Here is a 20,654-nt window from a genome sequence, read left to right as displayed (position 1 = left end):
TAATGAGTATGATAGTTAAGGTATTACCAGTAGGTATGTTGCAAACCAATTGCTATATTTTGATTGATGAAGCAACCAACGAAGCAGTAATTGTTGATCCAGGTGATGAAGGTGAGCGTATCATTAACATGATAAGTGATTATGGATGGAAAGTTGATCGCATACTAATAACCCACGGTCATTATGATCATATTATGGACACTGTTAAAGTGAGAGATGCACTTGGTGCCAAAATTATTATTCATGCTGATGAAGAAGAATACCTCTACAACCCTGATTTGAGCTTAATGAGTGTTCTAATGAAAGACTCAGAATCCTTTACAGCTGATCAAGTTGTTAGGGAAGGTGATGAGATCCAGGTTGGTGAGTCGACTGTTAAGGTGATTAAAGTGCCAGGTCATACAAGAGCTAGCATTTGCTATTACAATGAAAAGGATAAACTATTAATAGCTGGCGATACATTGTTTAGAGATTCTATTGGACGTACAGATCTTTATGATGGTAGTCCTGGGGATTTAGCGAATAACATAAAAGAGAAGTTATTGATTTTACCTGATGAAGTTATTGTTTATGCTGGGCATGGACCTTCAACTTCTATTGGTTATGAGAAAACCAATAATCCTTTCTTGAGATAAATTCTGAGGGAGATTGACATGATTAATCTAAAGTTAATTGGTAATGATTTTGACTATGAAATGAAAATGTTAATTAAGCTATTTTACCCTTTAGAGGAAATTAGTATGGAACAAAATAGTGATTTGCAGATAGAAGCAATCATGTCCGACACTATGTATAGGTGTAATATTATAAAGGGTTGTCAAGTTGTATCAACCTATAATCATGATGTTAATAAGACAACTGATAGGAAGAAGGCTAAACGCCTTCTTAAATTTACGGTATATAAAGCTCTTAGTCAATATTTAGGTAAGCGTATGCCATGGGGTATTTTAACTGGAATTCGACCGACAAAGATTATTCTTGATTTGATGGATCGTGGGAGAAGCATAGAGGATATTACAGCAATTTTGACAAATGAGTATTGCATCTCCACAGAAAAAATTGATCTCATGCTAGAAGTAGCAACAACTGAGATGGGTGTAATTAAGCTAAATAAGAAAGATGAATATAGTCTTTATATAGGGATACCATTTTGTCCTACAAAATGCTTGTATTGCTCCTTTACCTCATATTCTCTAGAGAAATTTTCAAAACACTTAGATGCCTACGTAGGGGCACTTATTAAGGAAATCGATGCCGTTCACAATATAATGAAAGGTAAACCTTTACGTTCAATATATATTGGCGGAGGAACACCTACTTCTCTATCGGCTACTCAGCTCGATCGTCTCCTAAAGCATCTAACCACAGTTTATGATCTATCAGATATTAACGAGTTCACAGTTGAGGCAGGGAGACCTGATACAATCACTAAAGAAAAACTAGAAGTCATAAAGAAATACAATGTTGATCGTATTTCCATTAATCCTCAGACCATGAATCAAAAGACCTTAGATCTCATTGGGAGGAAGCACTCTGTAGAGGATATAAAAGAGTGTTTTTATTTAGCACGCAAATTGGGCTTTGATAACATTAATATGGATATTATATTGGGGTTACCCGAGGAAAACTATAATGATGTTCACTTAACATTGAAGGAACTACAGGAATTAAGACCTGATAGTATAACTGTTCATACAATGGCTGTAAAGAGGGCTTCAAAACTCAAAGAGCTTCCTCTTGAAGAGATCATGGCTCAAGGTCGTGACGTTGAAAACATGCTTAAGCTAACGCGTCAAAGTGCATTAGAATTAGGTATGAAACCCTATTATATGTATAGACAAAAGAACATGGTAGGTAATTTCGAAAACGTCGGTTATGCTTTACCTGGGAAAGAAAGTATCTATAACATTGAGATAATAGAAGAAAAAGAGAATATCATTGCTGTGGGAGCAGGGGCTGTCACAAAGCTTATTCATACAGGTGATAAAAAAATACAACGAATTGAAAATGTTAAGAATTTTGAACACTATATTAAACGAATTGATGAAATGATAGAACGTAAACATAAATTTTTTAAGGATAGCCATTAGGCTATCCTTAAAATGTTCTAAGAACCTCTTCAAATTGACTGATGGCCTTATCAATTGCAACATCTGGTCCGTTTTCATATTGAGCAGTTCCTTGTACCAATATTTTGTCAAAATGAGAAATGCCAATCCCTTTTGTAATATCTTTGATGTACTCATAGCCATGATTAACTTTCCAGTTAATAAAAAAGGGATAAACCCCACCAGATGATTGAATAAATAATAAGCTTCTTGGCTTGTCATCCAGTAGAGGGTCAATTTCTTTTTCATTAATCTTTAATGTCTTACCATTAATCATGACACAGTCAATATAACGTTTTAAGATTGCTGGAAAAGACATGGACCACATTGGAGCTGCTATGATATATTTATCAGCTTTAACAAATTGATCACTAAGGTCTTTAATTTTTTTTACGTTAATCTTTTCTTCCGATGAAAGCTTTTCAAAAGCCTCACCTTCGACCAACGTAGATCGCTCAGAAAAGTATTCATACTTCATTTCAGGGATACCAGCATAATACAAGTCCAGTTCTTCAAGGACATCATCAGGATATGCGTTTTTATAGGTATTGATAAATTTTCTTGCTACTGTCTTAGAGATAGATAATTCTTCTGGTTTAGAGTTTGCAGCAATGTACAAAACAGTTTTGCTCATACTAACCACTCCTTTGAGTATAGAGTTAGTATGAGCAAAAAACATTTCTTCAATCTATATTTTATCTTTTTATTTCAAAATGCTTTATTTCCCGGTAAATAAATACTTCCATAAGTAAGCATAATGTACCTATAATGAGACTAAAAATTAAAGGAGATTGATTGTAAAAGCTATAGAGTGTTGAGGTGTACTGAATAAGGATAAAACCGATAATGATTAGGGTGGCTGTCAAATATAAGAAACCTGATGTTTTTCCATAGTTAATGAAAACACAAATTATTGTGCTAATATAATCAATTAGTAACAACAATGCAATAAATGCTGTCAAGAAATTGCCAGTAAAACTATAGGTTGTTTCTGATAAGACTTCACCATTAATTACTATGAAGCTTGTAAAGGCTACACCACTTATAATGATGAGGCTATTAATAAGAATAAGCAATAAATGTAGCACTAAGTTATATTTGGCAATAAACCCTCGATCATAATTAAGTGTAATCAATATTCTACTCTTTGTACTTAAAAAATCAAATATTAAAATCATAGAGAAGATCAAAAATACATTGATCAAAGAACCACCGATACTGCTAGTAAGGTCTTCTAAATTCATTAAACCAGTAATATATAAGCCGACCCATACAGCTAAGAAACTGCCTAAGCATATGGTGAAAGGGAGGAATAATTCCCGTAAAATAGCTTTATTAAGTGTCATTATTAATTTCATATTAAAGCCCCTCCTTTCATTGTAAGACCAACCATAAGTTCTTGTAAATCCAGAAGTGATACATGAATTCCTACTTTTTCTAGTGTGCCTAATGTATTTTCATCAATAAAGTCGTAGACATCAATGATTAGTTGATTCCCTAACTTTTCACGAGCAATGATGTTCAACCCTTTTAATTCTTTATTGAGTATTTCTTCTACACCAGTGAAGCGAAAAGCTTTACTTTTAACTGCTTCTAATTCATCATCTATAATGACCTGACCAGAATCAATCATGATAACCTGTTGAAGCATGTTTTCTAGTTCAGTAATCAGGTGACTGGATATGATAAAAGTAATATCTTCCTCTTCATTAAGTTGTATTATATGTTGATAGATGATTTTACGATTAACAGGGTCTAATCCTGTATAGGGCTCATCTAGAAGGATAATATCTGCCTTACTACAAAGAGCAATAATGATACTGAGCATATTTTGATTACCGCGAGATATTTTTTCATATACTTTTTTATATGGAAACTGAAGTTGTTTGATAAGCTCTTTCTCAAAATCTTTATCCCATTTAGGATACATCTCTCTAGCTAGTTGGAGAATGGCAGAACATTTTTGTTTAAGGAAAAAATGCTGATAGTCACGGGATAGACATACTTTGATATCATCTGTTAACCTTATTTCCCCGTTTGTTGGAAATAGTTGCTGGATTAATGCCTTTAATAATGTGGTTTTACCAGCACCATTTCTACCAATTAAACCATAAATCTTACCCTTTTCAAAAGAGAGATTAACATCTTTTAAGGCGAAAAAATCTTTATCATATTTTTTTGAAACATGGCTACAAGTAATTAATGAACTCATCTTAATTCACCTCACTGTTTTGAATCATTTCAATGATTTGTGTTTTATTAATACCTAGTTTTACACTCTCGCTTAACATCTTTAAAATGTAATCTTGATAAAACTGTTCTTTACGTTGTTCTTTTATTTGTTCCTTTGACCCTTCTTTTACAAACATACCTAGCCCTCTCTTTTTATAAATGATACCTTGATCTGTTAGTAAATTAAAACCTTTTCGTACTGTGGCAGGATTCAGGGTATACATTGCTGCGAGTTGATTTGTAGATGGAATTTGATCTCCTTCATTTAGACTACCATCCAAAATCATCGTTTCAATCATTTCAGCAACTTGAATATAAATTGGCGTAGTTGAATTAACATCTAGTTTCATAAACACCACCTTAGTTGGTTAGTTACTTATGTAACCAACTATACCACTAACTAATATCATTGTCAATAGGTTTGATAGTATTTGCTATTTATTGGGTTTACTAGTATAATATGCATAGTGCGAGATGGAGAAATAATAGTTTATTGGAGGTACAGATGATGAAATACTTTAAGTCTTTATTTTGGCTTGCATTACCACTCCTACTCATGAGCTGTTCAAGTGTTAATCAAAGGAATATTGATGATGAAGCAGTCAATATTATCAATGAATTGCAATCCGATGATGAAGGTAAGAAAGATAATGACAAAAAAGAGATAATTAAAGAAGATGAAGTGGAAGAGTTAAGGATAGAATTTAGTGAAGAGATTCAAGACCTTAAAAGTGAAGACTTTGCTATAGTAGAAGAGGCAGCTAATGTAGAAGTTGAAGAAATATACATTTCAGAGGAGTATGAAATAAAAGATCAGTATCCAAAAGTGCGTATAAGTACAGATAAAGGTTATTTATCTTATGACATGGATGTAGTATTAAAGGAAGCAGATAAGATACAGTTTCCGTTTTATGGTGATAACATTACTGTAGCATTATCCTATAACGAAGTTGTCAAAGATAACTTTGTACATGAATTTATTGAAATGAATGCTGGTTATAAAGATATAAGAAGCTTTGACAATCGACTATTGATAAATATCAATGATACAGGGTTACATAGTATTAAGATACCTTTAGAAGGAAAAATTCTTGATGGAACAAAAGAATTATTAATAGAAGTAATACCTGGAACCACAGCTGATTTTTTAGTAATGGGTTTAGATAAACAGTGGCATTATCCTGATGGTACGGATACACCTGATGTTATTAATGCTGAATTGCTCTTAACAGATGAGCCAAAGATCATTGAAATCAAATTTTCAAACTTTGTTAATCAAGAAAGTGTGGAAGCTATCATTGTTGATAAATTAAAAGGATCTCAATATGATATGATTTGGGTCAATAATCATGCATTACGTATCAACATTGAAAGTTTTATAGCTGAGGATTATTTGTATGCTTTAGATTTTCATATGTCTGAAGATACCAATGGTTTCCCAATTGGAAATGGGCTGTACTTCTCTACGAAACCAGCCGTTAGGATTATGAGTTATGATATTGATACTGGTAGTTCTCAATCAGAAGTGACTTTACATGATATTCAGTATGCTATCATGAGGCAAAATAGTGTCGGGAACTATATATTGCTTACTGATAAAGTACATAACTATGTTTACTCATTAGATGATGATCAACTTGAAACGCTTGATCAGCTTAACTTACCCTATTGTTTATCCTTAGCACCGTGGGGAGATGGGGTCATGGTAGATAATGAAAATGTCATTTACTTTGATCATGCAACTGAAACTTTAAGCAACTATAATTTACATACAAAAGAGGAGAGTAACATAGTTAAGATAGAACACGACGTAAAAAATATTGGATTAACTGATATAAGTTTATCGCCTAATAAGGATAAAATAAGTTGTGTTATTGATGGCTATATAGTTGTATATGATTTATCTGGTAATCTCATATATCGTAATGAAGAGCCTATTCAATTTATTCAGGCAGCTGCTTTTGGTGGATTTGATGTCATTGATGTCCAATGGTTTTCTAATGAAGAAATTATCTATGACCAAGCAACTGGAGATCAATTCTCAACAGATGTAAAAGTTGATTTGATGAAAACCAATATTTTAACCAATGAAACAGAAGTCTTTGAGAAAGATGCATTTGCACTAAAAATGGACAGTAGGTATTCTATCAAACTACTTCAAAAGTATGATGATTACTATAGTTGGGGTATACCACATGATTATTATATCATCAAAGGAGAAGACAGGTGTACAATAGATGGACGTTATTTAAGTTCACCTTTGTTCATTGACGATCATCGTATGGTCTTTAGTGATTTTGATGAACTCTTTCTATATGACCTAACAAACAATGAAGTCACCAAAATTGGTGATGGAAATGTTATTGGTCTATCGACTGACGGTAAGCGTATTTATTATGCGAATGACTACTACATACTACCAATTACTTAATCAGTCATATAACTTGTCTATATTCTATTAAAAGTCAGAATAGAAGATGAAAAATATGGGGAACATATATAAATATTAAATTAGTACTTGACAAAGTGGTCGAATACCAATAAAATTAATAAATAACTATAACACGCTAAAGCGAGGAAGAGAAGAGTAAGTTAGCTATTTTCTATGAACAGGGAAAGAAGTCGTAGACTGGAAGCTTCTTGATAGAATGTTAACTGAAAGACACCTTGGAGCGATTACTGAAAAGGTAATACGATTTGTCCCCGTTAAAGGACTCTTGAGATAAAGCATGGTGAATGCTTTAAACAGGGTGGCACCACGGATATATTCGTCCCTGACAGAGATTTTCTGTCAGGGATTTTTTGATGCGTAAAAAGGTTTTATATACAACTTAAATATGGGTAGGAGGAAATGGTATGATTACAAAAGCGCCTAGAGGTACGCAAGATCTTTATGGTGATCAAGTGAAAACATGGCGAAAAGTTGAACAAGTAATTAGAAAATTAACGGAAGACTTTGGTTTTGAAGAGATCAGAACACCTATGTTTGAACATACCGAGTTATTTCAAAGAGGTGTAGGTGAAACAACTGATATCGTTCAAAAAGAAATGTATAGTTTTAAAGATAAAGGTGATCGTGATATTACCCTTAAGCCTGAAGGAACAGCTGGAGTAGCAAGAGCTTTTCTTGAAAATAAACTATTTGCTGGTGCTCAACCAACAAAACTCTATTATATTACACCAGCCTTTCGTTACGAAAGACCACAAGCAGGTCGTTTTCGTCAGTTTCATCAATTTGGTGTAGAACTATTTGGGTCAGAAGAACCAGCAGCTGATGCTGAAGTTATTGCAATTGCAAAGGCATTACTTGACCGTGTTGGTATCAATAAGGTTGAATTACACATCAATTCCTTAGGCGGTCCTGAATGTCGTAAGAAATATAATGAAACTCTTAAAAGTTTTATTAAAGACAATCTAGAAAATTTATGTCCAACATGTCAAGAGCGTTTTGAGAAAAATCCATTAAGAACTTTAGATTGTAAGAATGAAGGGTGTCAAGAAATATTAAAGGGTGCTCCTGCAGTATTAGATGTTCTTGATGAAGAGTGTAAAGCTCATTTTAAAAAGCTTCAAAGCATACTTGATAGTATGGGAATTGCTTATATCGTAGATCCTAATATTGTTAGAGGGCTTGATTACTATACAAGAACAGTATTTGAATTTATTTCTAATGATATTGGTTCACAAGGTACAGTTTGTGGTGGTGGGCGCTACGATAAACTCATTGAAGAATGTGGTGGAAAGCCAATGCCAGCAGTAGGTTTTGGAGTAGGTATGGAACGTTTGGTTATGGTTATGAAAGCTGAGCAAGGTGAAGAAACTTATAAAGCTCACCGTGATATCTACATTGGATCACTTGGCGATAATGCAGGTATTAAGTCACAAGGTATCATTTATCATTTACGACAAGCTGGTATTTCTGCAGAAGGTGATATTATTGGTAGAAGTGTAAAAGCTCAAATGAAGTACGCTAATAAGATTGGCGCAGAATTCTCAGTTATTCTTGGTGACGACGAGATTGAGCAAAATAAGGCCACAATTAAGAATATGGAAACTGGCGATTTGCATGAAGTGACAATTGATAATTTTGTAGAAGACTTCAAGAAAGCTAGATAATAAGAAATTAAAATAAATGGAAATTAGTAAAAATAATATATAATCAGGAGGGATAATAATGAGCGAATCAATGTTAGGTTTAAAAAGAACGCACCGTTGTACAGAGGTGAGCGAACAAAATCTTAATGATAAAATTACCATCATGGGTTGGGTACAAAAAAGACGTGACTTAGGCGGTGTTATCTTTGTTGACTTAAGGGATAGAACAGGCTTATTACAAGTTGTATTCGATAGAGATAGTATTGGAGAAGCTGGATTCGAAAAAGCTGAAAAAATCAGAAGTGAATATGTTATCGCAGTAGAAGGTGATGTAGAACCTCGTTCTGAAGAGACGATTAATGCGAATTTAAAGACAGGTAAGATTGAAGTAAGAGCAACGACACTTAGAATATTATCAGATGCAGAGACACCACCTTTCCAAATTGAAGAAGATACAGATGTACGTGAAGAGTTACGTTTAAAGTATAGATATTTAGATCTTAGAAGACCTGATCAACAAAGAAAGATGATGATGCGTCATGATATTGCAAGAATAACTAGAGAGTTTTTAAATGAGGAAGGTTTCTTAGATATTGAGACACCAATGCTTACAAAATCTACTCCAGAAGGTGCTAGAGATTACTTAGTACCAAGTAGAGTACATCCTGGTAACTTCTACGCATTACCTCAATCACCCCAAATCTTTAAACAATTATTGATGTTATCAGGTTACGACCGTTATTATCAAATTGTTAAATGCTTTAGAGATGAAGATTTAAGAGCTGACCGTCAACCTGAGTTTACACAAATTGATATGGAGTTATCATTTGTAGATGTTGATGATGTTATCGATGTGAATGAAAGATTAATGCAAAAAATCTTTAAAGAAGTAATGAATCAAGATATTGAATTACCTATAAAGCGTATCACATATCAAGAAGCAATGGACCGTTACGGTTCAGATAAGCCGGATATTCGATTTGATCTAGAACTTGTTGATTTATCAGAAGTCGTTAAAGGTTGCGGATTTAAAGTATTTGACGGTGCTATCGAAAGTGGCGGAAGTGTCAGAGCTATTAATGCGAAGACATGTGCTAGTTTACCAAGAAGACAAATTGACTGGTTAGGTGAATTTGCAAAAACTTTCGGTGCTAAAGGAATGGCTTGGATTGCAGTTAATGAAGATGGAAGTCTTAAATCAGCAATTACTAAGTTCCTTTCAGAAGAAACGGTACAAAATATTTTAGCCGAAGTAAAAGCAGAGCCAGGAGACCTTATTCTCTTCATAGCTGATAAAAATGAAGTTGTTTACCGAACATTAGGCGAGTTAAGATTAGAGATTGCAAAACGTTTAGGATACTTAGATTCTGATGAGTTTAAGTTTGTTTGGGTAACTGATTTCCCACTACTTGAGTGGAACGAAGATGCTAATCGTTTTGTAGCAAAACATCACCCATTTACATGTCCTAATGAAGAAGATCTTCCTTTACTAGATACAGACCCTGGTAAAGTTAATGCCAAAGCCTATGACCTATGCTTAAACGGTTGTGAAATTGGTGGTGGATCAATAAGAATTCACCAAAGAGAAGTCCAAGAAAAAATGTTTGAAGCATTAGGTTTCTCTAAAGAAGAAGCATACGAAAGATTTGGTTTCTTATTAAATGCTTTCAAATATGGTGTACCACCTCATGGTGGATTGGCTTATGGTTTAGACCGTATTGCTATGTTATTAAGTGGTTCAGAGAGCATCCGTGAAGTTATTGCTTTCCCTAAGGTGAAAGATGCTTCTTGCTTAATGACTGAAGCTCCTGGTTTAGTTGAAGATAAGCAGTTAGAAGAATTAGCTTTAAAAATTGATAAGATTGATTAATACAGTATATATAGAAAAACACTTCCATTTGGGAAGTGTTTTTTTTGTTGATAATTATAAATTTCAGTGATATAATAAAATCATTAAAACGGTTTAATGATTTTTGGAGAGTTTAAGTATATATAATTCTAGATAATAAGTTATATAATTATGGTATATAAAGAATAAAGTGATATAAGTTGAAATTAAAATCAGAGTGTCATGATAATAATAAGTAAAACGGTTTAATGAATATGCCTATAGAAAGAGGTAGATTATGAGGGTAACGATTAATGATGTAGCTCAACGGGCAGGTGTTTCCAAAGCAACAGTATCGAATGTTTTTAGTGGGAAGCGTCCTATCAGTGAAGAAGTACAAAAGAAAGTCTTGGAGGTAGCTAAGGAACTCCATTACAAACCTAACTATTTTGCAAAAAGTTTGGTTACGAGAGAGACAAGAATTATTGGTTTGTGTATGCAGGGAGAAAATGTGAAATTAAGTAGTTTTCATTTATCCTTATTAAACGGTGTACTCAAGGGTTGTTATGCTAAAGGGTATCGGGTTTTGGTTAATGCATTGGCATCTAGGTTCAATAGTAAGACAGAATTTATAGCAGCAGACCCAGTTGATGGAGATATTTTGCTAGACCCTGCTGAGGATGACAAACGAATAAAAGAAAGAATAGAGAAAAATATTCCTTTAATCTTAATTGGAAAACCACCAAAGAAATATGAAAAAATGGTGTCTTATGTGGATAATGATAATGTAAGTACTGCTGAAAATTTGACAAATCATCTCATTGAGTTAGGGCATAGAGAAATACTGTTTCTTAATGCACCTCAGGATAAAACAGTTAGTCATGATAGGGAAAAGGGTTACAAACTTGCTGTGCTTGGTAGCAATCAAACGCCAAACCTAGAATTACTAAAGTATAAACCTGATGACATGAATTCTATTGAATACGGCTATCTATATGCAAAAAAAGCTCTTGAAGAAAATAAAAATATTACAGCAATTATTGCGGATAGCGGTAAAGTTGTAGGAGGGATATATGATGCAGTTAGGGAGTTGGGTCTAACAATTCCTGATGATCTATCCGTGGCTGTTTTTAGTGATGGCAATACTTATGGTTTTGATCCATCTTTAACGGAAATGGATTTAAACCCTTCAGTTTTAGGAGAAGAAGCTGTGAAAATGTTGATTGAGCAGATTAATTCTGAAAAGAAAGTATTGAAGAGGGTATTTATTTCTTCGGAAATAAAAATAAATGGATCGACAGGTCCTAAAAAAGTAGGGTAGAAAGAAAAACACAAATAGGAGCAGTGTAAGTAAGGAGGGTAGTAATGACAAAAAAGTCCGTATTAAAGATTGTTAAGCAAATAGACAAGACATTTGAAAAACAATATATAGAAGTACCTTTTCAAGTTAGAGATGTAGAAAAGATTGAAGTAACAATGCATGTTGATGGTGATGGATCTTGTATTGACTTAGGTATTAAGGATGAAGAAGGGGTACGAGGATGGAGTGGCGGAGCGCGTGACGGGTTCTGTATCACCAAAAGTTTTGCAACACCAGGGTATCAAAAAGGACCTATAAAGAATGCTGATTGGGCAATATTATTGGGAGCTTATAAAGTGCCAGAAGAAGGTTGTCATGTCAGTCTGTCCATTGATTTATATCACCATCATCACAGGTGGTTAAAGGGTGACTTCCATAGTCATTCAGTACATAGTGATGGAAAGTATATGTTAAGTGAAGTAGAAAATATTGCCGCTGATAATGGGTTAGACTTCATTGCTACGACAGACCATAATGCTGTCACTCAAAATAGTTATGAACTACAGAGTGATAAGGTTATCTTTATTCCTGGAATGGAATTAACCACTAATTATGGTCATTGTAATTTTCTTGGCATTACAAAATCCATAAAAGATTTTAGATGTCATCAAAGTGAGGATGTTAAAAAAGTTATAAAGGAAGCCATGGCTATGGGGGCAGTCGTAAGTTTAAATCACCCTATGGATGAACTGTGTGGATGGCATTTTGGATTTGATGTACCCCATGATCTAGTAGAATTATGGAATGGTCCATTTTCTGCATGTGGTAATGCAAAGACTTTAAAATGGTGGCATGAGCAACTAAAGGCTGGTAAGCAGTTGCCTATTATTGGTGGTAGTGATGTTCATCGACCTCATCCCTATATACAGCATGGGAAACCAACAACCAATGTATGGTGTTATGAAAAGTCAATCGAAGCCATATTGGATGCTATAAAGAAAGGACATGTTTTTATGAGTTATAGCCCATCTGGACCAACAATTGAGTTGCAAAGTGATGAAAAAATGATGGGAGATACCATAACCGATACAGAAGAAATCCTAATAAAATGCGATGGTTTAGCTACTAATGATCAAGTTCAAGTAATTTCAGATCAACAAATAGAGTGTAGTCATATTGTTAAAGATGAAAAAGAGTTTGAGGAAGGCTTTAAAGGCATTGGATTACAATTCTTAAGAGTGGAAGTATGGCGTTATTTCGAAGAAGTAGGAGATTATTTACTTGCTGCAGTGAGTAATCCAATCTACATTCGATAAACTTGTTTTAGACTGGAGGAAATAGAATTGAAAAAAGTTCATGTTATTTATAAAACCCATTTAGATATTGGTTTTACTAATCTTGCAAAGGATGTGGTAGAACAGTATACGAATCATTTTATTATTAAAGCGCTGGATTTAGCAGAAGCACTCAATCAATCAGGGGAGCCACCTGTATTCGTTTGGACAACGGGTTCTTGGTTGATACAGGAATTCTTAAGACGCCAAAGTGCTGAAGAAGTTAAGCGAATGGAAGAGTGTATTAAAAAAGGATGGATCAGTTGGCATGCCCTGCCTTTCACTACCCATACAGAGTTAATGGATCAAGAATTATTTGAGTTTGGTTTATCCATTTCCCAAAAACTCGATAAGCGTTTTGGTAAGACAACGATTGCGGGAAAAATGACAGATGTACCAGGTCATACCAAGGCGATTATACCTCTTTTACAGAGCCATGGCATACAGTATCTTCACATAGGTGTTAATCCAACCAGCAAAAATCCTGATGTACCTAAGCTGTTCTTGTGGCGTGATGAGGAAACTGGCACTGAAATTATTGTCAATTATGCAGCAACATACGGTGAAGTACTGGATGTGGATTTTGTAGAAGATATATTAACTTTTGCTAATACAGGTGATAATACTGGACCACCTTCTAAAGAGGATGTTCTAGCTAATTTTAATGGGTTACAGACTAAGTATGAAGGGTATGAAGTGACTGCATCAACATTAAACGCATTTGCTGAGCAACTATGGGCTGTCAGAGATCAACTGCCTGTTGTAACTGAAGAAATCGGTGATACCTGGATACATGGAGTTGGAACAGATCCTAAAAAAGTAGCATATTACCGAGAGTTACTTCGTTTAAAAGAGGAATGGATAAGGGAAGGACGATTGATTAAAGGCAGTAATGAATATAATCGCTTTTTAGAAAAGTTGATTATGATACCTGAACATACTTGGGCTTTGGACTTAAAAAAACATTTGGCTGACTTTAAAAACTATTTAAAAGAGGACTTTAAACGTGCTCGCCAAGATGATATTTTAGATGAAGATGCTGTTCCTGAGAAGTATAAGTACATTCGTTTATTTGCTTTAAATGAGAAGGAAGAGACAAGCAGCGGTATGGATCATCTAACGGAGAAGTCCAGTTATAGTTTCTATGAGAGTGCATGGAAAGAACAACGTCAGTATATTGAGCAAGCGATAGATGCGTTAAGTGAAGACAAGAAACTGGAAGTTAGCAAACATATAGAAATGCTCACACCTACTATTAGTGATCTGAATGGAGAAGTTTTGGAAACCAATGTATGTTATAAGATAAATGGTTTCTCAGTTAAGTTTCTAGAGGATGGTACCATTGACTATCTTGTTGATCCAGATGGCTATCAATGGTGTGATGCTAAGCATCCACTGGGGAATATTATGTATGAAGCATATGGTGTTGATGATTATGACTATTGGTTTGAACACTATATGTGTAATCTAGAAAAAACGTACCAGTGGGCAACAGCTGATTTCAATAAACCAGGTATGGATTTATTAAAGAATACTACTAAAAATAAAAGATTTTTACCAACAGTCCAAGAGATAGTAAAAGTAGATGATCAAATTAGACTCTTACTCAAATTTGATCCTATAAGCAGTGAAGAATATGGATGTCCTAGAAAAGTTATTATTACTTATAGGTTTGATAAAGTCAAAAACAAAATAGATGTGGCTCTTGAATGGTATGAAAAAGACGCTAACAGATTACCAGAAGCACTGTGGATACAATTTAATCCATTCGTTAAAGACAGTCATCAATGGTATATGGATAAAATGGGTAAACACATATCACCACTGGATGTTGTATCTAATGGTAATCGAAATCTTCATGCTATTAAAAGTGGGGTTTATTACAATGAAGAAAAGCGTGTAATGATTGAAACCTTAGATGCTCCTTTAGTAGCAGTAGGTGAACCTAAGATCTTGAAGTTTGATAATCAAGTAGCTGACTTGAATAATGGCTTTTATATTAATCTCTACAATAACGTATGGGGAACTAATTTCCCAATGTGGTATGATGAGGATAGTCTTTTCCGTTTTTCTATCCAATACAGTTGAGGATAATCGTACTTTAGAATATTAATATTGACATTTGAAGATATTTTTCATATAATATTTTTGATATAAGTTTTAATTACCATGGAGGTAACGAGAATATGAAACCTAATCACCAATAATTCAAAATTGATGAATTAAATATAGAAGCCATTTAAATCATGATACCCAATAGGGTTAGTTTTTGTATGCTTCTTTTTGGTGATTAATAGGATTCTCTAAGCTTCATGAAACGGTATTCTAATATTGAAATAGTTAAGGCATTATCACTTTGGTTATTTCTTGTTTAGACAATCGTTTATTCATTGTGTATATCAAGCTATGAATTAGGAGTCTGTCCTTTTTCATAGCTTTTTTTGTGTAGACAATATCTTGTTGTGGTATCAACAGGTTGAAAATAAAATCATTGATGAAGTTTAATAGAAAAACTGGATATCAGAAGTAGATTAGATTTAAGTGGTGAATATAAAGGAGGGAAATGACTTTATGACACCAGATCGTAAGGTAATGTATATCGAACTATAAACGAAAGGAATAAGTTTATGCTGATAACATTACCAATATTAAAATCAACCATTTTCCTATTCCTTTCCAAAAATTTTGGAGGCGAGGAATATGGAGAAAACATTATTTTTAAATTGGAAATTAGAAGAAGAAAGTATTAAAGAAGAAATGCGATATTGCCATAATTGTGGCAAAAAAGTAGTATTTATAGATTCAAAAATAAGAAGACAAAATGCAAATGGAAAGAACATTTATCATTTTGCTATTTATAAATGTGCAAAGGGTCATACATGGAATAAGAAACTTGACATTTTTAAAGCTTATGAAGGTCTTGAAAATTCTCCTGAATTAACTGGAGAAAGTGGTGGTATATCAAGTTATATTGATTCAATTAATATCACTGAAGTAATCAATGATGCTTATACTTCAATACAGATTCAACTATATGTTAAAGAAAAGACTAGACTTGACAAATTACTTGCAAAGTATGTTGAAGACTTAAGCAGATCAAAAATCAAAACAATGATTAATGATGGCAATTTTTACATTAATAATAAGCAGATCAAGAAAAATACGTTCATTAACGGTGAAGCAAATATATTAATAAAGTTATAAAATCCATGGAAAGTGCTAAGTATATACTTGGTACTTTCTTTTATTAATAGATCATTAATAAGCATTACAAATAAAACTTATAAATATTTGTTCTGGATATATTGACAAGATGAATAGGAAGTACTATACTAAATATAGACAAATTACTTGCAATTCTATTTACATAAACATTTTCCTAATATTCATAATATCTAAAAAATCTATATTGAAATATCTTAAACTATCCAAAATACACAATAGACTTTATGTTAGCTTTATTCATTTTTTTTATTTATTACTGAAAACGTTTACACTTAGAGATAACCTTTCATTTTTTTTATATGAAACTGTAAACGTTTACAGTTTGGGTTCAATTATTATTTTAAAAAGGGAGTGGTTAATGACAGTTACTAGGAGAAAACAATAAAATGATCTTCGGGAAGGGGTTTAAAATGGTTACGACAAAGTCACATAATCAAACAATGAATTTTAATCACAAGTTACTGATCAAAAATATTATTAAGTACTTTTTTGCAGGAATAATTGTAATTTGGTCACTGTTTCCTGTTTATTGGATGCTCAATAACTCCTTTAAAAACAGGGTTGAACAGTTTTCTACTACACCGACTTTTTTTCCGCATGACTTTACTTTGGAAAACTATGTGAAATTATTTACTGATTTAGAATTTCACAAAGTTCTGTCAAATAGTTTGATTGTTTCTGTTACATCCACATTAATTGCAGTTGCCGTGGGTGCATTAGCTGCATATAGCCTGTCCAGATTTAAGTTTAAAGGTAAATGGCTTTTAATGGTTTGGATTCTAATGGTACGCGTATTTCCACCTGTTACTTTTGTTATACCCTTGTACAGTATCATGGGGAAAATACATTTACTGAATACAAGAACAGCATTGATTTTAGCCTATATCGTATTTAATCTGCCTTTTGCAATATGGATGTTAATCAGTTTCTTTAACGAGGTACCAATAGAAATTGAGGAAAGTGCCATGGTAGATGGATCAACCCATTGGAATACTTTCTCCAAGATAGTGTTTCCATTAGTATTACCAGGGATAGCTGCCACGGCTATATTTACATTTATGATGGGATGGAATGAATTTTTATATTCTATGATCTTTATTCAAACGCCTGAACTTACCACTGTACCTGTTGGATTGGCAGGTCTTGTAACGGAATACTTAGTGTTATGGGGACCAATGAGTGCTGGTGGCGTCTTATCCGTTATACCATTAATTATATTTGTTATTTTCATGCAGGATTATTTAATCAAGGGGCTTACCCTAGGGGCGGTTAAGGGTTAAGTTATATATTAATGAGAAGAATGAAGGAGGAGTATTATGTTGAAGAGAAAAGGGATTTTTACGAGACTAACAGCAATATTATTAATGCTAATCATGTTGACTGGATGTAGTGAAAAAGCAACGTCACCTGATGAAAAGGGAGCAGAAGGTGGCGAAATTGTAGTAGCTGCAAGAGCAGGGTCTATGTCAGATGCCTTAGAAACTCTAGCAGCAGAATATGAAGAAAATACAGGTGTAAAAGTTAAAATAACAGCTTTACCTTATGACTCACTTAAAGAGAAGGTTGTACTAGATGTACGGAATAATTCCGGTGCATATGACTTGGTTATGATGGATGATCCTTGGATGCCTGAGTTCGGTGAATCAGGATTATTGCTATCACTTGATGATTATTTTAAGGATGGAGTAGATAGTGACTTTATTAAAAAGTCTGTTGATTTATGTAGAGTTCCATATGCTTCTGGTTCTTTATATGCGTTACCATTAGTTGGTAATGTACAAATGTTTTTTTATCGAAAAGATTTATTTGAGAAGTATAGCTTAGATGAACCTGCAACATGGGATCAGGTATTAGAAGCTTCTAGGGTAATAACAGAGAAAGAACCAGATACCTTTGGATATGTTCTTCGAGGACAAAGGGGTAATCCTGTTGTGGCAAACTATATTCCACTGTTCTGGGCTTATGGTGGTAAGGTTTTAGATGAGGATATGAAGCCACAAGTTAACTCAGAAGCTGGTATCAAATCCATGGAAATGTATTTGAATCTAAAAGAAACAGGTCCAAAAGGCGTTGAAACTTTTGATAGTGATCAAATTGCAACTGCATTGACACAAGGAACTGCTGCTATGACAATAGCGTGGCCATCATGGGTTTCTAAAGTAGATAATGAGGAATCTTCAAAAGTAGTCGGCAAGATTGAGTTTTCTGCTGTCCCTGGCGCTGTTAATGACTCTTCAGCTATGATTGGAAACTGGTTATTGGGTATACCTAAAACATCCAAAAATGCTGATTTAGCAGTTGAATTCTTAAAGTGGGTAACAGGAAAAGATGCTGAGAAGAAGATGGCTCTAGCTGGTGGTGGAGTACCTACAAGAATTAGCCTTTATGAAGATGAAGACTTAATTGAAAAGTACCGTCATTTCCCAGCACAATTGGATGCTTTGCAACATTCCGTTGCTCGTCCAAGAACACCATTATGGAGTAAAGTTGAAGATACTTGGGGTCTGTACTTGTCATTAATAGTATCTGGAGAAATGGAGATAAAAGAAGGTTTAGATAAAGCTAACGAAGAGATTGAAAAAATTATGCAATAAATAGACAAAAAGTTGACCATACAGAGGGAGGGAATTTCCTCCCTCGTTAAGAGAGAGGGTTTGATATGAGGAAAGCTGAAAAGATAACATTTTTATTCTTATTACCGACTTTAATAATCTTGATACTATTAACCATCTATCCATTTTTCTATGCGCTTTACATAAGCTTTAGAGAAATAGATTTACTCAAAGACTATAATATATTCGTAGGTTTTAAGAACTATGTGCGTATTCTACAAGATGAAACCTTTTGGGTAGCGTTGTTCAATACTGTTAAGTTTGTATTCTTCGCAGTCTTTTTTGAATTCATTTTAGGTATGATCTTTGCATTATTTTTTAATACAGGAATCAAGGCGATTAAATTATTTAGAGCCATTGTTTTGATACCTATGTTACTCCCACCTATTACTGTTGCATTAACGTGGAAAATGATGTATGCCTATGATACAGGAATCTTAAATTATTTATTGCAGCAAATTGGTTTACAGCCTGTTGAATGGCTAAGTTCAACTAAGTGGGCATTATTTTCTATCGTCTTTACAGATATATGGCAGTGGACACCCTTTGTTTTTTTAGTGGTACTTGCAAGTCTTCAATCGATTCCATTGGAATTATATGAAAGTGCTAAAGTATTCGGGGCGAATACGATGCAATGCTTTAGGAATATTACATTGCCCTTACTCAAACCAGGTCTTATTCTTGCCCTCTTACTAAGAACTATCGATACATTCAGAGTGTTTGACAAAATGTATACTTTGACTGGTGGAGGTCCTGGTAATGCGACAGAAACCATAACTTTTTATATTTATAGACATGGTTTTAAATACTTTGAAACAGGATATTCTGCTGCTGCAGCAATATTAATGGTACTCATGATTTTATTATTTTCAAGTGGTTATTTAAAACGTGCTATTAGTACGTCTGATTTAAGATAATTCTAGAAAGGGGCATTAGCTATTGACAAGATAGGGAAAGTAATCATCGATTTTTTAAATGTAGGATTCGGTGAATGTATTGTTATAAGATATATTGCCAATTCTACATATACAGTGGTCATAGATGGTGGAGATGATAGATCAATCATATATGATAAGAACCTTAATAGAATTCATATAAAATCTTATTTAAGCAATCAAGGTATAAAGAAAATAGATTTACTCGTATTGACTCATCCTCATCGTGATCACATAGGGGGGATAAAAGAGATCATCAAGGACTATCCTATCAACGAGGTATGGTGTCCATTTGATATACCCTTTAAGCCCATACAAAAGTATGATAAGATGAGAGAAGAAAACATGCTAGCTTCTCTAGAAATATACCAGATGCTAATTCAACATTTTGAAGAGCAAGTAGGCTCCAATCTAAAAGTGATTAAAGAGTTCCATAGCAGTAAATTGGGTAATATGCATATAGAGGTATATTCACCTATTATAAATCACATAGATTTCATTCAAGATAGGATTAATCAACTCTATATAAACTCTGATCGGCATTCAATAGATACATTATTATCACAAATCGATAAGCATTTGAATAAGTGTAGCCTAGTTTGCATGGTATCCTGCAATGGGAGAAAGACTCTTCTTACCTCTGACATAGGATTGGACTATTGGGACACCCTTATACCTAAAGAAAAACTCAAAGCTAATATATTAAAAGCACCCCACCACGGTGATAGAGCGCATTTATCTAAAGATTATCTGAAGTCAATTGATCCAACTTACATCGTTATTTGTGCTGATGACGAATACACTTATGAATTACCAAGTACTGATACACATCAATTTATAGAGAGTGTATTACCTCATTCTAAAGTGCGTTATACAGCAGAGAATAGAGAGAGACCTGATAAAATACATAAGGGAATTAGATTGGAGATAGACGCTTGCGGAACTGTTTGTGAAAAGCAACTGTGAAGAGTGGTATTGAAGCTAA

Annotated in this window: 17 protein-coding genes, 1 pseudogene and 1 other annotated feature; of the genes and pseudogenes, 14 read left to right on the top strand and 4 right to left on the bottom strand. The window is 33.8% G+C overall.

Features of this window, described 5'->3' with window-relative positions:
- Positions 1 to 2: 2 nt before the first annotated feature.
- Both C1Y58_RS01220 and hemZ read left to right on the top strand, forming a co-directional pair.
- Complete coding sequence (locus C1Y58_RS01220; protein ID WP_105614171.1) at positions 3 to 635, top strand: MBL fold metallo-hydrolase; 633 nt, start codon at positions 3 to 5, stop codon at positions 633 to 635.
- Positions 636 to 653: 18 nt separating this feature from the next.
- Positions 654 to 2,090, top strand: a complete 1,437-nt coding sequence (gene hemZ, locus C1Y58_RS01215) for a coproporphyrinogen dehydrogenase HemZ (protein WP_105614170.1) — start codon at positions 654 to 656, stop codon at positions 2,088 to 2,090.
- Positions 2,091 to 2,097: 7 nt separating this feature from the next.
- Here the strand turns inward: hemZ and C1Y58_RS01210 are convergent, their stop codons facing one another.
- The 4 genes from C1Y58_RS01210 to C1Y58_RS01195 form a co-directional block, all read right to left on the bottom strand.
- Positions 2,098 to 2,742, bottom strand: coding sequence for an FMN-dependent NADH-azoreductase (locus C1Y58_RS01210; protein WP_157949888.1), 645 nt, complete (start codon positions 2,740 to 2,742; stop codon positions 2,098 to 2,100).
- Positions 2,743 to 2,803: 61 nt separating this feature from the next.
- Complete coding sequence (locus tag C1Y58_RS01205; RefSeq protein WP_105614168.1) at positions 2,804 to 3,466, bottom strand: hypothetical protein; 663 nt, start codon at positions 3,464 to 3,466, stop codon at positions 2,804 to 2,806.
- Positions 3,463 to 4,320, bottom strand: coding sequence for an ATP-binding cassette domain-containing protein (locus tag C1Y58_RS01200; protein ID WP_105614167.1), 858 nt, complete (start codon positions 4,318 to 4,320; stop codon positions 3,463 to 3,465). The genes C1Y58_RS01205 and C1Y58_RS01200 overlap by 4 nt, the downstream gene beginning before the upstream one ends.
- Before the next feature lies 1 nt (position 4,321).
- The gene (locus C1Y58_RS01195) at positions 4,322 to 4,690 is read right to left on the bottom strand and encodes a GntR family transcriptional regulator (protein ID WP_105614166.1); all 369 of its coding nucleotides are present in this window, start codon (positions 4,688 to 4,690) and stop codon (positions 4,322 to 4,324) included.
- Between the two features lie 155 nt (positions 4,691 to 4,845).
- On the opposite strand from C1Y58_RS01195, the gene C1Y58_RS01190 reads away from it, so the two are divergent.
- The 12 genes and pseudogenes from C1Y58_RS01190 (at position 4,846) to C1Y58_RS01140 (ending at position 20,635) form a co-directional block, all read left to right on the top strand.
- A complete protein-coding gene (locus tag C1Y58_RS01190) occupies positions 4,846 to 6,771 on the top strand; it encodes a hypothetical protein (protein ID WP_170311481.1) in 1,926 nt (641 codons plus the stop codon).
- Between the two features lie 135 nt (positions 6,772 to 6,906).
- Positions 6,907 to 7,119: a binding site (T-box leader), on the top strand.
- Positions 7,120 to 7,196: 77 nt separating this feature from the next.
- Entirely contained in the window at positions 7,197 to 8,456 is a 1,260-nt protein-coding gene (gene hisS / locus C1Y58_RS01185) for a histidine--tRNA ligase (RefSeq protein ID WP_105614164.1), read from the top strand.
- Between the two features lie 58 nt (positions 8,457 to 8,514).
- Positions 8,515 to 10,305 (top strand): aspartate--tRNA ligase, encoded by a 1,791-nt coding sequence (gene aspS / locus C1Y58_RS01180; protein WP_105614163.1) that lies wholly within the window; start codon positions 8,515 to 8,517, stop codon positions 10,303 to 10,305.
- 256 nt (positions 10,306 to 10,561) lie between these two features.
- Positions 10,562 to 11,584: a LacI family DNA-binding transcriptional regulator gene (locus C1Y58_RS01175; RefSeq protein WP_105614162.1), complete on the top strand. Its 1,023-nt coding sequence runs from the start codon at positions 10,562 to 10,564 to the stop codon at positions 11,582 to 11,584.
- A 44-nt stretch (positions 11,585 to 11,628) separates the two neighbouring features.
- Positions 11,629 to 12,879: a CehA/McbA family metallohydrolase gene (locus C1Y58_RS01170; RefSeq protein WP_105614161.1), complete on the top strand. Its 1,251-nt coding sequence runs from the start codon at positions 11,629 to 11,631 to the stop codon at positions 12,877 to 12,879.
- Positions 12,880 to 12,906: 27 nt separating this feature from the next.
- Positions 12,907 to 14,985, top strand: coding sequence for a DUF5054 domain-containing protein (locus tag C1Y58_RS01165; RefSeq protein WP_207655687.1), 2,079 nt, complete (start codon positions 12,907 to 12,909; stop codon positions 14,983 to 14,985).
- A 612-nt stretch (positions 14,986 to 15,597) separates the two neighbouring features.
- The gene (locus tag C1Y58_RS01160; RefSeq protein ID WP_105614159.1) at positions 15,598 to 16,101 is read left to right on the top strand and encodes a S4 domain-containing protein; all 504 of its coding nucleotides are present in this window, start codon (positions 15,598 to 15,600) and stop codon (positions 16,099 to 16,101) included.
- A gap of 431 nt (positions 16,102 to 16,532) precedes the next feature.
- A complete protein-coding gene (locus C1Y58_RS01155; RefSeq protein ID WP_157949887.1) occupies positions 16,533 to 17,402 on the top strand; it encodes a carbohydrate ABC transporter permease in 870 nt (289 codons plus the stop codon).
- A gap of 36 nt (positions 17,403 to 17,438) precedes the next feature.
- Positions 17,439 to 18,716, top strand: a complete 1,278-nt coding sequence (locus tag C1Y58_RS01150; protein ID WP_105614157.1) for an ABC transporter substrate-binding protein — start codon at positions 17,439 to 17,441, stop codon at positions 18,714 to 18,716.
- A gap of 65 nt (positions 18,717 to 18,781) precedes the next feature.
- On the top strand, positions 18,782 to 19,651 hold the full coding sequence (locus C1Y58_RS01145) for a carbohydrate ABC transporter permease (protein ID WP_105614156.1): 870 nt from the start codon (positions 18,782 to 18,784) through the stop codon (positions 19,649 to 19,651).
- Between the two features lie 21 nt (positions 19,652 to 19,672).
- Positions 19,673 to 19,963, top strand: a pseudogene (locus C1Y58_RS27210) (ComEC/Rec2 family competence protein); the annotation flags it as partial.
- A 36-nt stretch (positions 19,964 to 19,999) separates the two neighbouring features.
- Positions 20,000 to 20,635: a ComEC/Rec2 family competence protein gene (locus C1Y58_RS01140; protein WP_242985305.1), complete on the top strand. Its 636-nt coding sequence runs from the start codon at positions 20,000 to 20,002 to the stop codon at positions 20,633 to 20,635.
- Positions 20,636 to 20,654 lie beyond the last annotated feature (19 nt).

It is taken from the genome of Vallitalea okinawensis, assembly GCF_002964605.1.
GTDB lineage: Bacteria > Bacillota > Clostridia > Lachnospirales > PQDH01 > Vallitalea_A > Vallitalea_A okinawensis.
Note: the sequence above shows the minus strand (reverse complement) of the source record. Positions and strands in the feature narration are given on the sequence as shown.

Coding starts and splice junctions, on each gene's coding strand:
- C1Y58_RS01220 (WP_105614171.1), top strand. CDS start 3: ATGAGTATGATAGTTAAGGTATTACCAGTAGGTATGTTGCAAACCAAT.
- hemZ (WP_105614170.1), top strand. CDS start 654: ATGATTAATCTAAAGTTAATTGGTAATGATTTTGACTATGAAATGAAA.
- C1Y58_RS01210 (WP_157949888.1), bottom strand. CDS start 2,742: ATGAGCAAAACTGTTTTGTACATTGCTGCAAACTCTAAACCAGAAGAA.
- C1Y58_RS01205 (WP_105614168.1), bottom strand. CDS start 3,466: ATGAAATTAATAATGACACTTAATAAAGCTATTTTACGGGAATTATTC.
- C1Y58_RS01200 (WP_105614167.1), bottom strand. CDS start 4,320: ATGAGTTCATTAATTACTTGTAGCCATGTTTCAAAAAAATATGATAAA.
- C1Y58_RS01195 (WP_105614166.1), bottom strand. CDS start 4,690: ATGAAACTAGATGTTAATTCAACTACGCCAATTTATATTCAAGTTGCT.
- C1Y58_RS01190 (WP_170311481.1), top strand. CDS start 4,846: ATGATGAAATACTTTAAGTCTTTATTTTGGCTTGCATTACCACTCCTA.
- hisS (WP_105614164.1), top strand. CDS start 7,197: ATGATTACAAAAGCGCCTAGAGGTACGCAAGATCTTTATGGTGATCAA.
- aspS (WP_105614163.1), top strand. CDS start 8,515: ATGAGCGAATCAATGTTAGGTTTAAAAAGAACGCACCGTTGTACAGAG.
- C1Y58_RS01175 (WP_105614162.1), top strand. CDS start 10,562: ATGAGGGTAACGATTAATGATGTAGCTCAACGGGCAGGTGTTTCCAAA.
- C1Y58_RS01170 (WP_105614161.1), top strand. CDS start 11,629: ATGACAAAAAAGTCCGTATTAAAGATTGTTAAGCAAATAGACAAGACA.
- C1Y58_RS01160 (WP_105614159.1), top strand. CDS start 15,598: ATGGAGAAAACATTATTTTTAAATTGGAAATTAGAAGAAGAAAGTATT.
- C1Y58_RS01155 (WP_157949887.1), top strand. CDS start 16,533: ATGGTTACGACAAAGTCACATAATCAAACAATGAATTTTAATCACAAG.
- C1Y58_RS01150 (WP_105614157.1), top strand. CDS start 17,439: ATGTTGAAGAGAAAAGGGATTTTTACGAGACTAACAGCAATATTATTA.
- C1Y58_RS01145 (WP_105614156.1), top strand. CDS start 18,782: ATGAGGAAAGCTGAAAAGATAACATTTTTATTCTTATTACCGACTTTA.
- C1Y58_RS01140 (WP_242985305.1), top strand. CDS start 20,000: ATGAGAGAAGAAAACATGCTAGCTTCTCTAGAAATATACCAGATGCTA.